The 15,473-nt window shown below is 61.4% G+C and carries 13 protein-coding genes; 9 read left to right on the top strand and 4 right to left on the bottom strand.

Annotated features, from left to right (window positions below; all coding sequences use genetic code 11):
- Positions 1-175 precede the first annotated feature (175 nt).
- Positions 176-1,192: a substrate-binding domain-containing protein gene (locus tag J5286_RS14705; RefSeq protein WP_018897489.1), complete on the top strand. Its 1,017-nt coding sequence runs from the start codon at positions 176-178 to the stop codon at positions 1,190-1,192.
- Positions 1,193-1,549: 357 nt separating this feature from the next.
- Positions 1,550-1,915 (top strand): hypothetical protein, encoded by a 366-nt coding sequence (locus tag J5286_RS14700; protein ID WP_209191023.1) that lies wholly within the window; start codon positions 1,550-1,552, stop codon positions 1,913-1,915.
- On the opposite strand, the gene J5286_RS14695 is transcribed toward J5286_RS14700, so the two are convergent.
- From J5286_RS14695 to J5286_RS14685, 3 genes are all read right to left on the bottom strand, one after another.
- Positions 1,912-2,301 (bottom strand): DUF779 domain-containing protein, encoded by a 390-nt coding sequence (locus tag J5286_RS14695; protein WP_209191021.1) that lies wholly within the window; start codon positions 2,299-2,301, stop codon positions 1,912-1,914. The two genes, J5286_RS14700 and J5286_RS14695, sit on opposite strands and share 4 nt — an antisense overlap.
- Positions 2,302-2,566: 265 nt before the next feature.
- Complete coding sequence (adh, locus tag J5286_RS14690) at positions 2,567-4,075, bottom strand: aldehyde dehydrogenase (RefSeq protein WP_209191019.1); 1,509 nt, start codon at positions 4,073-4,075, stop codon at positions 2,567-2,569.
- 147 nt (positions 4,076-4,222) lie between these two features.
- Positions 4,223-5,182, bottom strand: coding sequence for a helix-turn-helix domain-containing protein (locus tag J5286_RS14685; RefSeq protein ID WP_047505916.1), 960 nt, complete (start codon positions 5,180-5,182; stop codon positions 4,223-4,225).
- A 231-nt stretch (positions 5,183-5,413) separates the two neighbouring features.
- On the opposite strand from J5286_RS14685, the gene J5286_RS14680 reads away from it, so the two are divergent.
- The 3 genes from J5286_RS14680 to ligD are packed head-to-tail and all read left to right on the top strand — an operon-like array spanning position 5,414 to position 9,074.
- Positions 5,414-5,680, top strand: a complete 267-nt coding sequence (locus tag J5286_RS14680; protein WP_209191017.1) for a hypothetical protein — start codon at positions 5,414-5,416, stop codon at positions 5,678-5,680.
- A 2-nt stretch (positions 5,681-5,682) separates the two neighbouring features.
- Positions 5,683-6,540 carry a non-homologous end joining protein Ku gene (gene ku, locus J5286_RS14675; protein ID WP_209191015.1) on the top strand — a complete coding sequence of 286 codons (858 nt, stop codon included), beginning with the start codon at positions 5,683-5,685 and terminating at the stop codon, positions 6,538-6,540.
- Positions 6,541-6,542: 2 nt separating this feature from the next.
- Entirely contained in the window at positions 6,543-9,074 is a 2,532-nt protein-coding gene (ligD, locus tag J5286_RS14670; RefSeq protein WP_209191013.1) for a DNA ligase D, read from the top strand.
- A 24-nt stretch (positions 9,075-9,098) separates the two neighbouring features.
- On the opposite strand, the gene ku (J5286_RS14665) is transcribed toward ligD, so the two are convergent.
- The gene (ku, locus tag J5286_RS14665) at positions 9,099-9,902 is read right to left on the bottom strand and encodes a non-homologous end joining protein Ku (RefSeq protein ID WP_111562153.1); all 804 of its coding nucleotides are present in this window, start codon (positions 9,900-9,902) and stop codon (positions 9,099-9,101) included.
- Positions 9,903-10,587: 685 nt separating this feature from the next.
- On the opposite strand from ku (J5286_RS14665), the gene J5286_RS14660 reads away from it, so the two are divergent.
- The 4 genes from J5286_RS14660 to J5286_RS14645 all read left to right on the top strand — a co-directional run bounded on the left by J5286_RS14660 (position 10,588) and on the right by J5286_RS14645 (position 15,366).
- Positions 10,588-11,511: an MYG1 family protein gene (locus J5286_RS14660; RefSeq protein WP_209191011.1), complete on the top strand. Its 924-nt coding sequence runs from the start codon at positions 10,588-10,590 to the stop codon at positions 11,509-11,511.
- Between the two features lie 867 nt (positions 11,512-12,378).
- On the top strand, positions 12,379-12,681 hold the full coding sequence (locus tag J5286_RS14655) for a hypothetical protein (protein WP_209191009.1): 303 nt from the start codon (positions 12,379-12,381) through the stop codon (positions 12,679-12,681).
- An 11-nt stretch (positions 12,682-12,692) separates the two neighbouring features.
- Positions 12,693-12,953: a hypothetical protein gene (locus J5286_RS14650; RefSeq protein ID WP_209215357.1), complete on the top strand. Its 261-nt coding sequence runs from the start codon at positions 12,693-12,695 to the stop codon at positions 12,951-12,953.
- Positions 12,928-15,366: a DNA-primase RepB domain-containing protein gene (locus tag J5286_RS14645; protein ID WP_209215356.1), complete on the top strand. Its 2,439-nt coding sequence runs from the start codon at positions 12,928-12,930 to the stop codon at positions 15,364-15,366. The genes J5286_RS14650 and J5286_RS14645 overlap by 26 nt, the downstream gene beginning before the upstream one ends.
- The last annotated feature ends 107 nt before the right edge of the window (positions 15,367-15,473 follow it).

The raw sequence follows: 15,473 nt of genomic DNA, 5'->3' as shown, positions 1-15,473 counted from the left end.
AAACAATGGAATGTGACGTTGCGTGGATGTGGAGAACATCGGGCGCTGCGCGTCGATTGTGATTGAATATTGAAATCGGTTTGGCTGATGTGCGGTTTTTGTGCCAAATATCGACGGATTGGCTTATAGGGTGTGTGAAGGGTCCAATAGCGGGCGATGAAAGACGTGTCGGCGCATGAAGCTTAGAGAGTTCGCAAAACAGCTCGGATTGTCGCCGACGACGGTCAGCCGCGCGCTGAGCGGCTATCCCGAGGTGAGCGAAGTGACCCGCGCTCGGGTGGCGGAGGAGGCCGTTCGGCTGGGCTACCGGCCGAACGTCAACGCCGTCAGATTGAAGACTGGACGGGCAGGCGCGATCGGCGTGGTCATGGGGCGAGCAGGCGAGTTTCACTTCGCCGAGTTCATGGCTGGGATGGCCGAGAGGCTGCTCACCGAGGACACCGACATTCTCGTCATTCCGATGGCCGATCCCGATCATAATGACGAGATGCAGCTTTACCGGCGTCTGGTGGAAAGCCAGCGGGTCGATGCCATCATCGTGCATTCGCCGCGCCCCAACGACGAGCGGATCGCGCTGCTGCACAAGCTTGGCATGCCGTTTCTGGTCCACGGCCGCTCGGATATCGACGTGCCGCATGCCTGGCTCGACATCGACAACGAGGGTGCGGTGCGCCGCGCGACCTCGCACCTCATCGATCTCGGACATACCAGAATCGCCATGATCAATGGCCGCCCGGGCGCGACCTATGCGCTACATCGTGACAAGGGGTATCGCGAGGCGCTGCAGAGCCGCGGCATCGAACTCGATCCCCAGTTGATCGCCAGCGGAAATTTCACCGACGAACTCGGTTTCCGCTTCGCCCGCTCGCTGCTTGAACAGTCCAATCCGCCGACCGCGATCGTCGCAGGCTCGATGATGACGGCGCTTGGTGTCTATCGCGCGGTTCGCTCGCTCGGGTTGCAGGTTGGTCGCGAGGTTTCCGTCATCGCCCATGACGATGTGTTTCCCTATCTGACCGCCGACAACATGGCGCCTTCGCTTTCGGCGACGCGGTCGTCGATGCGCGCGGCGGGCACGCGGTGCGCGGATCTGGTGCTGCAGCTGGTATCCGGCCGCTCGCCGCTCGACATCCACGAGCTATGGCCGGTCGAGCTCATCCTGCGCGAATCGACGGCGCCGGTGCAGCGCTGATTTTCACGGGCGACGCAGGTGCCGAGCGTCCGTTTTCTGGCGTGCAACCTGAAAGTGGTAAATTATCCCCCGTTTCCGGGCGGATCTGGAAATTTGATTTACGTCCCTCGATAAATTCAGCCGGCAATTGATTGAATTTTTACGATAGGGGACTAATATTACCTATAGTTGCTTATGCAGTCGGCCGGCCCGCTGGTCGATGACGCAACTGTTCCCCTCTGGAGGTTTTGAAGACCTTCATGACTACGGCCACCGTCACGAGCGGTGGCTTTTTTTTGGCCGCGCCATGGGGCTGGTCTCGCGGAACTTTGTGGAATGGCCGCCGTTGTCTCCTCAGATGTGCAAAGGAGACAGTTCATGCAGGTCATCGGCACGCAGGTCATTCCGGAGCAGGGCGGGAGACGAGGATTTACGGTCGAGTTCGTCGGCAAGGGTGGCGAGGTCGTGTCCGTGCTGTTGCGCAAGGACATGGATCGGACGCTGACGTCGAACAATGCGATCGATCGGGCCAAGGCCGTCATGGGCGAGTTGGCGTCGTTCGATGAGACCGCCGCGCTTTCGAGCGTGGAAACCGTCGCGGCGCAGCCAAGCGCGCGGGCAGCCGGCGATGTGGACGAGATGGAAGATCAGCTGGCGCAGGGGCTGGAAGACAGCTTTCCGGCAAGTGATCCGGTTTCGGTCACCTCATCCGCCATTCCGACGGGGAAGGTGCGCAAGCATTAGATCGCTTTCTCTATGCCTGGGATCGCGCATGCCTCGCCACCTCCGAACATGCGCGAGCGGGTGAGGAAGCGCTTTTCCCTGCCGTTATCCAGCGAGAACATTCCGCCGCGACCGGCCACCACGTCGATGATCAGCTGCGTGTGCTTCCAGGCTTCGAACTGGCTGGCGCTGATGTAAACAGGCACGCCTGATATCTCTCCAAGCTTCACGTCATGGTCGCCGACGATGAAATCATCGGCCGGATAGCACATGGGCGAAGACCCGTCGCAGCAACCGCCGGACTGATGGAAGAGGATGTCGGGATAATCACGCCTGATCTCGTCGATCAGGGCGACGGCGGCGTCTGTTGCGAGAACGCGGGGTTCTCCGTTGACTGTGGTGTCCATTGCGTTCTCCTCCGTATGCGGTTTCTCTCCTCCAGATGCGTTCGTGGCCCCCCTCATCCGGCTGCCGCCACCTTCTCCCCGAGGGGAGAAGGGGAATGCCGCACCGGCCACGAGTCTCTTCTCCCCAGCGGGGAGAAGGTGCCGGCAGGCGGATGAGGGGGCCACGCGCACGACTTCAAATAGAGCCCATCTCCGCTCGTGGAAGCCTCGTGGAGAAAGAGGCAAGGAGGGGTGTTGCGGATGCCCTCCCTGCTGTCGAAAAGGCTCAGAAGAAACCGAGCTTCTTTTCGCTGTAGCTGACCAGCATGTTCTTGGTCTGCTGGTAGTGGTCCAGCATCATCTTGTGGGTCTCGCGGCCGATGCCGGATTGCTTGTAGCCGCCGAAGGCCGCGTGGGCCGGGTAGGCGTGGTAGCAATTGGTCCAGACGCGGCCGGCCTGGATTTCACGGCCGAAGCGATAGGCGCGGTTGCCGTTGCGGGTCCAGACACCGGCGCCGAGGCCGTAGAGCGTGTCGTTGGCGATCGACAGCGCCTCTTCCTCGTCCTTGAAGGTGGTGACCGACACGACTGGGCCGAAGATTTCTTCCTGGAACACGCGCATCTTGTTGTGACCGGCAAAGATCGTCGGCTTGATGTAATAGCCGCTCGCCAGTTCGCCGCCGAGGTCGTTGCGCGAGCCGCCGGTCAGTACTTTTGCGCCTTCCTGCTTGCCGATGTCGAGATAGGCGAGGATCTTCTCCATCTGCTCGTTGGAAGCCTGGGCGCCGATCATCGTGGCACTATCGAGCGGGTTGCCCTGCACGATGGCTTCGACGCGCTTGACGGCGCGTTCCATGAAGCGGTCGTAGATCTTTTCATGCACCAGCGCGCGGCTCGGGCATGTGCAGACTTCGCCCTGGTTCAGCGCGAACATCGCGAAGCCTTCCAGCGCCTTGTCGAAGAAGTCGTCGTCCTCGTCGGCCACGTCGGCGAAGAAGATGTTGGGCGACTTGCCACCGAGCTCGAGCGTGACGGGGATGAGGTTCTGGCTGGCATATTGCATGATCAGCCGGCCCGTCGTGGTTTCGCCGGTAAAGGCGATCTTGGCGATGCGCGGGCTGGATGCCAGCGGCTTGCCGGCCTCGAGGCCGAAACCGTTGACGATGTTGAGAACACCAGGTGGTAGCAGGTCGCCGATGATCTCGGCCCAGACGAGCAGCGAGGCAGGGGTCTGTTCGGCCGGCTTGATGACGACGCAGTTGCCGGCGGCAAGTGCGGGCGCCAGCTTCCAGGCGGCCATCAGGATCGGGAAGTTCCAGGGAATGATCTGGCCGACGACGCCGAGCGGTTCATGGAAGTGGTAGGCGACGGTGTCGTTGTCGATCTCGCCGATCGAGCCCTCCTGGGCGCGTACGCAGGAGGCGAAGTAGCGGAAGTGGTCGATGGCGAGCGGAATGTCGGCGGCCATGGTCTCGCGGATCGGCTTGCCGTTGTCCCAGGTCTCGGCCTGAGCCAGAACTTCCAGCTTGTCCTCCATCCGCTGGGCGATCTTCATCAGGATGTTGGCGCGCTCGGTGACCGAGGTGCGGGCCCACTTGTCCTTGGCGGCATGGGCGGCATCAAGCGCTGCGTTGATGTCCTTTTCGCTGGAGCGGGGAATTTCGCAGAGCTTGCCGCCGGTGACCGGGGTGATGTTGTCGAAGTATTTGCCTTCGATCGGCTCGCGCCATTCGCCGCCGATATAGTTCCCGTATTTCAGTTTGAACGGCGACTCGACGATTTTCTGATGCAGCATGTCATCCTCCCTTAAGATGAGCCAGGTTCGGACGTGAACCCGTGGGAAGAAATCTGCGCGCCTTTTGTGTCGAGATACAGCGGCGCCGAGCGATACCGCACCGCACAGTGTCGCATCGCTGCTACATCAGTGCCGACTACAACAGGATCAGTGCAGATTGAGCTTCTTCATCTTCCGATGCAGCGTGGCGCGGCTCATGCCGAGCGCGATCGCCGCCTGCGAGACGTTGCCGCTGGAGCGCGTGAGAGCCCGCAGCAGTGCCGCGCGTTCGGCCTCGATGAGGTCCTCGTCGTCGGACATGCGGGTCTCATGCAGGGCATCGGCGGCCGGAATGCCGGCGGCGATGCTGCGATCATCGAGCTTCAGCGCCAGGCGCGCGGCGCGCGTGGCGCCGAGCACGAGGTCGTGGCGGTCGACGGCAAGGAGGGCGGCCGCCGGGTTGGCGCCGGCCGGCACCATCACGAAGCGGGCGCCGGCATAGGCGCTGCGGAAGAGGTTGATCTCGATGCGCATGGCGGCGTCGCGCACCATCTGCGCGAGAATGCCGAGCGTCATTTCGTTGACGTCGTCGCGGCAGGTGGAAATGTCGAGTGCGGCCGCGAGCTGGCCGCGATGATCGCGGATCGGCGAGGTCGTGCAGCTGAGCTTGATGTTGGAGCAGAAGAAGTGCTGGTCGCGGAAGATCGAGACGGAGCGCTCGTCGGCCAGCGCCGTGCCGATGCCGTTGGTGCCGATGCTCGCTTCCGTCCAGACCGAACCGGTCCAGAGACCGAGATCGTGAAACTCCTTGTCGTCACCGATCGCGCCGCGGCGTTCGAGCGCTATACCGTCGCGGTCGGTCAAAAGCAGGCAGCAGCCGGCCTTACCAGCGGTGGTGAACAGGCGATCGAGCTCGTCGGTGGCGTTTGCGATCAGCTGTTCGGATTGCTCGCGCGCCCGCTTGAACTCCTGGTCCATGAGGCGGAGCGGCGTGCGTCGCTCTTCGGGCGCCAGCTGGTGCATGGCGATGCAGCGGCGCCAAGAGGCGACCACCGAAGAACTTGCCGCGGCTGAATCGCGCTGCGTGCACGTATAGACATGCTCCGCATGGGCAGAGTGTTCGTGCATCGGGGTTCCTCCCATCAAAGAGCTGCAGCTCCTACCACCACAGATCATCGACAGGAGTGTGACGAAAACTAATGTTCTTGGCAACTCGCGGCAATGTGAGCGACCGCTGGGGCTTTCACGGCGCTCATCGGACCTGTCTCAGATTTGCGACAGTTGGACGTATGAGGGATGCGCGGAACTTTCCTGGCGCTGCGCTGTTTCTGCTCCAATCGGCAAGGGAGGCAGGTTTCGATGACGCATGTCCGCAAGACCGAGCAGAAACGCAGCCATTTCGATGCGCGCGACAGGCTGATCATCGCGCTCTACGCGCAGCTGAAGGCCGAACGGGAGACGCGCGAGACGCTGGAGTGGGCAATCCGCCATGGCGCGCTGTCGAGCGAGGTGCTGGAGGCCATCGCCGGCGATCCGGTTCCCGTCGTCACCAGCCAAGATATCGCTTCGGTGGAGAAGATAGTGGCGCTTGATCAGCGCCGGCGCAACAAGGGGCGGGAGGAATAGACATGGCGGCGCGAGCAAGCTGGAAGGGGCATCTGAAGGTGGGCGATCTCGTCTGCGCGGTGGGGCTCTACACCGCGGTATCGGTTGCCGACCGCATCTCCTTCAACATCATCAATCGCAAGACTGGCCATCGCGTTGAGAGGCAGTTCGTCGACAGCGAGACCGGAAAGGCGGTGGAGCGCGATGATCAGGTCAAGGGCTACCGGCTGGATAGCGGCGACTACGTCATGATCGAGGGCGAGGAACTTGCCGCGTTCGCACCCGAGAGCGACAAGCTTCTGACGGTGCAGGGCTTCGTTCCCTATGACGAGATCAACAAGCTCTATTTCGACCGGCCTTATTATCTGGCGCCCGTCAGCGAGGATGACGAGGAGGCGCTGGCGCTGATCGCGCGGGCAATGCGCGACCAGAAGGTTGCCGCGCTCGGGGAGGCGGTTCTGTTCCGCAAGACGCGGACGGTGCTGATCAGGCCGCAGGACGACTGCATCGTCGCGACCACGCTGAACTACGATTACGAGGTGCGCAACGCCGAGACGGTGTTCAAGGATATTCCCGATATCAAGTTCGACAAGGAAATGATCGAGCTCGCCGGCCATATCATCGGCACCAAGAAGGGCAGCTTCAATCCCCGGGATTACGAAGATCGCTATGAGGCAGCACTTGCCGAACTGGTGCAGGCAAAGATCGAGGGCAGGGCGCTGCCCAAGCGCAAGGCCGAGCCGAAGGGCAAGGTGATCGACCTGATGGAAGCGCTGCGTGAAAGCGCGAAGATGAGCGGCAAGACGAGCGGGAAAGCGGCGGGCAAGACCGCTGCCAAGAGCGCTGTGCGCGGTAACGGCGGATCGAAGAAGGCGAGCTGACCATGGCGCTCGAGACCTATCACGCCAAGCGCGATTTCAAGCGGACGCCGGAGCCACGCGGCGGAAAGCGGGCCAGTGCGGCGCGCGACAGCAATGCGCTGAGCTTCGTGATCCAGAAACACGACGCGACGCGGCTGCATTACGACTTCCGGCTGGAGATGGACGGGGTGCTGAAAAGCTGGGCGGTGACGCGCGGCCCGAGCCTCAATCCCGACGACAAGCGTCTGGCGGTGCATGTGGAAGACCACCCGCTCGACTATGGCGACTTCGAGGGCATCATTCCAAAGGGAGAGTATGGCGGCGGCACCGTCATCGTCTGGGATCGCGGCACATGGGCACCGCATGGTGACATGCGCAAGGCCTACAAGAAGGGCCATATGGAATTCGACCTCGATGGCGACAAGCTGAAGGGGCGCTGGCATCTGGTGCGGATGCACGGCAAGCCCGGCGAAACCAGGGAGAACTGGCTGCTGATCAAGGCCGAGGACGAGCAGGCGCGCGCGAAGGGCGATATCCTGAAGCTGCGGCCTGAATCGGCAAAGACCGGCCGGAAGATCGAAGAGGTGGCCAAGAACCCGGATGCCGCGTGGCACTCGCGGCCCAAGGGGGCGGTTAGCGCGAATGGCCGCAAGGCGTCCGCTCCCCGACCGAAGGCCGCGAAGGCCAAGGCAGCTTCGCGCCAATGGCCGGATGGCGCGGTCAAGGCTGATCTGCCTGATTTCATCGAGCCCGCGCTTGCCAAGCTGAAGCCGAAGCCGCCCGCCGGCGAAGAATGGGTGCACGAGATCAAGTTCGACGGCTACCGGCTGCAGATCCGGATCGACCAAGGCAAGGTGACGATGCTGACCCGCACGGGTCTGGACTGGACGGAGCGGTTTGGTGAGACGCTTGCGAGGGCATTCTCGGAGCTGCCAGTGCAATCGGCCTTGATCGATGGCGAAGTGGTGGTCGAGCGCGACAATGGCGCTTCGGATTTCTCCGCGCTGCAGAGCGATCTCAGCGACGGGCGCAAGGATCGCTTCGTATTCTACGCCTTCGACCTCTTACATCTCGATGGGCATGACATGCGCGAGGTATCGCTGCTCTCGCGCAAGGCGTTGCTGGAAACGCTTCTGGCTCCCGACGATCCGACGCTGCGCTACAGCAGCCATTTCATGGAGAAGGGCTCTCTGGTGCTCGACCACGCCTGTGGGCTCGGGCTGGAGGGCGTGATCTCCAAGCGCGGCGACAGCGCCTATAGCTCGGGGCGCACGGGCGAGTGGATCAAGTCCAAATGCTCGAAACGGCAGGAGTTCGTCATCGGCGGCTTCGTGCCCTCGACGGCGACGAAGAATGCCATCGGTTCGCTAGCCATGGGCTATTACAAGGGCGGCAAGCTGCACTATGTCGGACGGGTCGGCACCGGATTTTCGGTCGCGACGGCCAAGATGCTGCACGATCGTCTCTCGGAGGATGCTCAAACGAAAACCGCCTTCGCCGATGCGCTTTCGGCCGAGGCCCGGCGCGGGCTTGTGCACGTCAAGCCGATGCTTGTGGTGGATGTGGAGTTTCAGGCATGGTCGGCGGACGGCAATCTGCGGCATGCGGCATTTCGCGGGCTGCGCGAGGACAAGGCGGCGGGGGATGTGATGCGCGAGACCGAGAAAAGCAAGGCTGAGCCGGCGCCGCAATCGAGCGTCACACTCACCCATCCCGATCGCATCTACTGGCCGGACGAAGGTGTCACCAAACAGGGACTTGCCGATTATTACGCGCAGGTGTGGCGCTTCATGGAGCCATTCGTGATCAACCGCCCGTTGGCGCTGCTGCGTTGCCCTGACGGTATCGCCGGGCACCAGCGCTTTTTTCAGAAGCATGCCTGGAAGGGGATGAACGCCCATATCGAGGAGATCGCGGACCCGAAGGACAGGGGTGGCGAAAAGCTGCTGCGGATCGGTGATTTCGACGGGCTCGTGGCGCTCGTGCAATCGGCCGTGCTGGAGATCCACCCATGGGGGGCGACGACCGCGAGCTTCGAGAAGCCCGACATGATCACCATGGACCTCGATCCGGCCGACGATGTCGCCTGGGCCGAGGTGATAGCGGCGGCCGAAGAACTCAAGCAGCGGCTCGAGGCTGCGGGGCTGGCTGCCTTCGTCAAGACCTCCGGCGGCAAGGGTCTCCATGTGGTGACGCCGCTGAAGCCGAGGGCCGGATGGGTGCAGGTCAAGGCCTTCGCCAAGGGGCTGGCGGATGTGATGACGAAAGATCAGCCGGACAAATATCTGGCGACCGCCACCAAGGCGAAGCGCAACGGCAAGATCTTCATCGATTATCTCCGCAACGGCCGCGGTAACACCGCCGTTGCCGCCTATTCGACCCGCGCGCGGCCGGGCGCCGCCGTATCGATGCCGCTCGATTGGAGCGAGCTGACGGAGGAGATTGGCCCGGCCTATTTCACGGTCGACAATACGCCGTCGCGGATGAATTCGCTGGCGAGCGATCCCTGGGCGGATTTCTTCAAGGCCGCCGCGCCGCTTGAAAAGCGCAAGTAAAGATTGCCAGAAGTGGGCCGAGCGCTAGTGCTTTGGCCGTCCACCATCCTTGGCGATGCTCTTCTTCAGCGCGTCCATGATGTTGACGACGTTGCCGGTGGATTTGACCGGCGTGCGCTTCGATGCCGCCACGGGCTTCGGCAGGCTCTTCTGCTTGGCGCGGATCATCGCCCGGATACGCTTCTGCACGGGATCGGTGACCATCGAGGGTTTCCATTCCTCGGTACGGTCCTTCACCAACTTGCTCATCAGCGCCAGCACCTTCTGATCCGCTTTGGCTGCCAGATCGACTGTCCCAGCAGGCTCGCGGACCTCGTCGCCGAAATGCAGCGTCCAGAGCACGATGCCCTTGCCCTGCGGCTCGAGCAGCACGGCGCGTTCGCGGCGGTAAAGCACGAGGCGCGCGATGCCGACGACATCGTTCGCCTTCATCGCCTCGCGGATGACGCAGAAGGCCTCGACGCCGACCTTGTCTTCCGGCGCCAGAAAATGCGGCTTGTCGTACCAGATCCAATCGATCGAGCCTCGCGGCACGAAGCTCGATATGTCGATGGTGCGGGTGCTCTCCAGCCCGACCTCGCTGATCTCGTCGTCCTCGAGGATGACGTAATCGTCCTCGCCGCGCGGATAACCCTTGACCTGATCCTTGTCCGAGATCGGCTTGTGGGTGACGCTGTCGACGTAGCGGCTTTCGACGCGATTTCTGGTCTTGCGGTTCAGCACATGAAACCGCAGCTGGTTACTGTCAGTGGTCGCCGGCGTCAGCGATACCGACGCGGTCACGAGCGACAGCTTGAGATAACCCTTCCAATAGGTCTGACGCGCCATCCGATGCCGGCGCCTTGGCGCCCCTCCAAGCCGCAATGCGGCGATGCAGCTTCAACGGTCGGACTGCGGATTTTGTTCCCTCTATTGCTGCTCGGCGCCACATCTCCCAAGGGCGTCGAGCATCATTTAGAGGTCAGCGGATCAGCTGAAAGCGCGTCTCGAACTCTCAGATCCAGCGAAACGTCGCGTTGCCGCGCTTATCGACCTTGCCGAGTTCGATAGAGGCCCATCTTCCGCTCGACGTGTCAGCGAGACGGACGCTCGGCTTCCCGAAAATCATCCCGAGAAAGCGTGGACAGCCGCGGATTTTTCCGCCGCCGTCATCGGCTGTGAAAATGCACTGACGGGACATGGATGTCCCGGATACTGCTATTATTCCAGTCTTTGGCATGTGTGGTTCCCGTCACTATCATGCTCCCGACACGAATAGTTGCGCGGCTTTTTCCCGATGGCAAGCGTAAAATTCACGGGTTTGTCATATTCAGAAGCTTCGTATGAAAGCAAACGTTAACCTTCAACTATGTTCAAGGACATAGCCGGCGGTCGCTGACAATACACCCAATTGGATGATGCGGTGCAGCATCAGTGGGAGAAAATGCTGCGCCTGCGGGTTGAGGTGATTTGCGCCAACAGCTATCTGGTGCCTGAATGTGCGGATGATCCGCAGACAAGAGGGCGCCGCTACATGATTCCTGAATTTCTCGTCACGCATTCCGGTGGCTTTCATGCCGACGAACTGCTCTCCACCGTCGTTCTGACCCGGCTTTTTCCGGACGCGCGCATCATGCGCAGCCGTGCGCCGGAATGGATCACGCCCGGTCCCGACAGGATCATCTATGATGTCGGCGGCGCCTATGACGCGGACGCTGGTATCTTCGACCATCACCAGCGCGGCGCGCCGCTGCGCGAGGACGGCCAGCCCTACAGCTCGTTCGGCCTGATCTGGAAGCATTTCGGGCGCGACTATCTCGCCGCATCGGGTGTGCCCGAGGCTGACATCGAGGATATCCACGCCTCCTTCGACGGCAGCTTCGTGCTGCCGATCGATCTCACCGACAATGGCGCGCTCAGCCCCTCCGGGCCGCTGGCCGGGCTGACGCTGCCGGCACTTCTGGAAACGCTGAAGCCCGTCTTCGACGAGACCGATCCCGGCGCCGACGACCGCGCCTTTCATGCCGCGCTCGCGATTGCCCGCAGCTTCGTCGAGGCGCGGATCGGCAAGAGTGCCGCCAAGCGCAGGGCCGAGGCGCTGGTGCACAAGGCGATCGTCGCTGCCGGCGACAACCGCGTTCTGGAGCTGCCGATGGGCATGCCTTTCCGTCCCGCGATCGTCAAGGCCGGCGCCGACCACCTGCTCTTCGTCGTCCACCCGCGCGACAAGGACTGGTGCGTGACCGGCATTCGCCGCGAGGAAGAAGGCTTCGCGCTGCGCGCCGACCTGCCGGCCGCCTGGGCGGGCCTCACCAACGGCGACCTCGAAGCCGCCTCCGGCGTTGAAGGCGCCAGCTTCTGCCACAACGGCCGCTTCATCGCGGCGGCGAAGAGCCGCGACGCGGCGCTGAAGATGGCGGAGATCGCGGTGGCTGAGGCGGTGGGGGCGCGCGAATGACGGGAAACACGTAGACCACAGGCTCGCGCCCAGTTCTCACGGAGGCATGGCATCTTGAATATGGCTAATCGTGCTTGTATCCTAGCAAGACCTGATTCGTCAGGGCTCGTAGGTGACGCCAACCGTTAATGGGCGCTCGGAGCCGCCATCCGTTAAAGGGCGTTCCGACGTCGCCGGTCGTACTAGGGCGTTCGTGACACGGCGCGTATCCCGTGGCTTTTACCCGATGTATCGGGGCTTCTTTCCCTATTAAGTCCGCGCAATAGCGCCTCTAAGTTTTGAAGGAGAGATGAGCCATGCGCTTTAAGCTAGAGCTCGATGTTGATGTGAAGGCGGCGGTTCAGATCATCGTTTTGATCCTAACGCTGCTCTATTGATTCTTGGTGGGCGGGCTTTCTGGCCCGCTCGCCGATTTTGACGAGATTACTGGTCGAGTAGAATCCCTATCCTCGCACAACATTTTCTTGAGATGGTGCGGTCTAGGTCGCAAGATGCATCTCTAGGCGAATTGACATATAAGTCATTGATTTTAATAAAAAATGGTGGGCCCGGAGGGCTAACCACAAGCAAGCCTAATCAATAGCTTAGCTTAGAGTGGGACCGGAAAAACCTCCGCCCGTGTCCGTATCTTTTCGCCCTAAAAGTCCCACCGACCGCCACACTAATTCTTCGGGCGAATTTATTTTTGACCAGCCGTTGACGCTTTTGCCGCTCACCAACTTAATGATCTGAGAAATCGACACATCACCAATCGTCACAACTAGCCGACCGGCATCGCCGGCGAGGAGGAAAATTTTGCGTTCTATGATAACCGAACCACGTGCCTTTCGTTTGCGCCGTGAACGAGAAGAAGCGGCAACGCCGGCAATGCCCCGCGTTCGCGGCTACGGTCTGGCAATCGATTTTCTTAATGGGCACGCCGCCGATGCCCGGATCATCGACCATTCACCCGCACTGTTTCCCGAGAAGGCCACGCTGACGGAAGGCGAGGCAAACGACCGTCGCCGGTTCGGCTTCGTCGAGTTTCTCGGCGACGGCGTGCCGCCGGCGTCCGGGCTCGTGCGCCATGTCGGCGATGCTTTCTTCGCGGATCCAAGGACACGCGAGTTTGTTTGGCAGGCCGTCATAGAGAAAATCGAGAATGATGCGGCCGGGGCGTTCAGCCGGTGAGGATCACCAACATGGAGCTCGCCGCCTATCAAGGCGGCGGGACTCTCAGATTGCTCGCGACGTTCGATCTCGAGCCGTCAAATCTTCTTCGCCTCTACGGCGTGAGGCTACTGCAAGCGCCGGATGGGCGCCGCATTGTCTATGCAGCGCAATCTGGGAACCGGAGAACGGCAACGTTCGATCCCGCTTTCGCAGAGCAAGTCACCAAATTGGCATCAACAGTTTACGACGAGGCAACTACCGCCGATGGCACCAATTCCAAAGCTGCTTAGCGCACCTGTTATTCCGGCGTTCGACGAGCCATCTATCCGCGAACATGTCGAGATGTTGCACCGTCTTGCTCAAGGCATGGCGGGTAAATTTGTCGTATCGACTTTCTTTGCCAATCCGACGGGGGAAGACAAGGCTGGCGGCGTGATCAGCCACCATGCTGTCGGCGATGTCGAGGGCATGGTCGATGCTATCGTCGCACATGCAGAAACGCCGAACGCAAACTGCTACATCTGCCCGAATTTGATGCGGCCGTCGCTAGGTCGCGGAATGAAGGGTTCCGAAGCAGACGTCGTCGCGGTGCTCGCGCTCGTGGCCGATCTGGACGATGACACAGGTCGTTCCGGGGAGATGCCTCTCGAGCCGAGCTATGTCGTTGAGAGCTCACCTGGTAATTATCAGTGCTTCCTCCTGTTGGACAGGCCGCTAGACCCGGCTGAAGCAAAGCCGATTGCCAGATCTCTAAAGCTGGCCGCAAATGCCGACCACTGCACAATCGACATCTCGCACGTTTGGCGCGTGCCCGGCTGCCTGAATTGGCCGAACGCCAAGAAGCTGGCGCGCGGTCGACCTCCCGAGCCAGCATCCGTCACGATCGCAGAGCCGTGGGATGGTTCACTTATAAGCGTCGACGAACTTCGCACGGTACTCGAACCGTGGCAGTCCAACACCGAAAGTCACTCACCGGTGACGATTGGTGATCTCCCGTCCTTAAATGACTTCGAAATCTCGGCTCGTGCGGCTGAGATGCTCGCAGCAGATGATGTCGGCGACCGTTCGCATTGGGCGAGCAAGGTTGTTGAGCAGTTGGCCTTTGACGGGTTGACAGCTGAGCAGGCCTGCGCTGCGTTCTTGTCGGCGACAGGCAATTGGTTTGCCCGCTATGCGTCGAGGGATCCGCGCATCGATTTCATTCGCCTATGGAGCAAGTTTGGCGCGCACCACGCAGATGATCGAGCCGCAGCGGCACGCGCGTCATCTGGCATCATCGCATCAGCGTCGCGGCGGATCGCCACCCCCGTTGCCGCCAACGATAACCATGTCGACGACGAAGACGATGGGGGCGATGAGCCAGACTCGATGGACGTTATCAGGTCTGGTACGGCCGGCCTTCCTGTAGAGCTTTGCTACCCGCCAGGCGCCGTTGGCGAATTTGCGCGATTCATCGTCGGATGCGCTCGCTTTCCGTCGCCCCACCTGGCGCTTGTCGCCAGCCTGGCTTTCACGGCCGGGTTGATTGGTAGACGCTTCAAGGGACCGACCGGCCTGCGCTCGAACATCTATCTGGTCGGTCTCGCCGAATCTGGGTTTGGCAAGGATGCGACTATTCGAGCTTCTGCAGCTCTAGCGGACAGCACCAGCTGGGGCGACAAGGTCTCGGAATGGCTCTTCATGGACCAGATCCGAAGCCTTCCGGGCCTGACCAACAAGCTACGAAAATCCCCAAGCTCGGTCTGCATACAGGATGAGTTCGGCCGGTGGCTGGCAGATCACACGGGCAGGAATGTCGCGACCCATCGCGCCGAGATTGCCAGTGCTCTCATGGAACTGACTGGCGCCCCGCAGGGTTTTTGGGGCGGCCATGAGAAGGCGGCCGGCAACGTGGCGCGCATCGTTGCTCCATGCTTCACACTTCACGGAGTTTCGACCCCGTCGACGTTCTGGGCTGCTCTATCGAGCGGCAACATCAGCGAGGGCCTCCTCGGGCGACTGGTGCTTATTGACGTCGGCAACTCGGAGCCCGTGAAAGTGCGCAAGCCCCCGAACAATATCGACAGCATCCCTGTTCGCCTCTCGAACATGGTCGCTGACCTTCTTGGTCTTTCAGCCGGGCGGTTCACCGGTCCGTTCTTTGCCCTGAACGCGAAGTCTGATGAGAAGCCTCACCCGATCATGACCGCGGAATGGGGCGAGGGGGTCGATGACCTGTTCGAGGAGTTCGACGACAGAATCCGTGGGATGAAGAAGTCGATCGATCCACAGTATCGGCCAATCCTCAATCGCGTCGGCGAAAATGCCGCGCGGCTAGCCTTGATCGTCGCGGTGGGCTGCGACCCGAAGGAGCCAGTAATAACCAGGGAGATCCAAGAGTGGGCGAATGCGGTCGCGGAGAACTCGCTACAGACGATACTGCGAGGTGCCGATGGAAACATCGCCGACAACGACAGGGCTGCGGAGTACCTGAGGGTGCGCGCAATGATAACTCGCAAAGGTGAGAGCGGCATGACCGTGCGAGCGATCATCAAGCAGTTGCGAGGGTCGATCGAGAAAAGGCGATTGGAGGACATTCTGGGCATGCTTCGGCAGTCACAGGAAGTGCACCTGGCAAAGTTGGTCGTCGACAGCGGGCAGACACAAACCCGCTATTGGCTTGCGAGCGCCATGCCGTCATCGGCCACCATCGTTCCACTTTAAGGGTGGGTGCAACGGTGGGTCATTGGCTGGGTCAAAGACTGGGAAAAGGCTGGGTGCAAAATCGCGCCCTCCCGAAAATCCCTCTCAAAATGACCCCACCCTTGACC

It is taken from the genome of Rhizobium sp. 16-488-2b (assembly GCF_017741815.1).
GTDB lineage: Bacteria > Pseudomonadota > Alphaproteobacteria > Rhizobiales > Rhizobiaceae > Rhizobium.
Note: the sequence above shows the minus strand (reverse complement) of the source record. Positions and strands in the feature narration are given on the sequence as shown.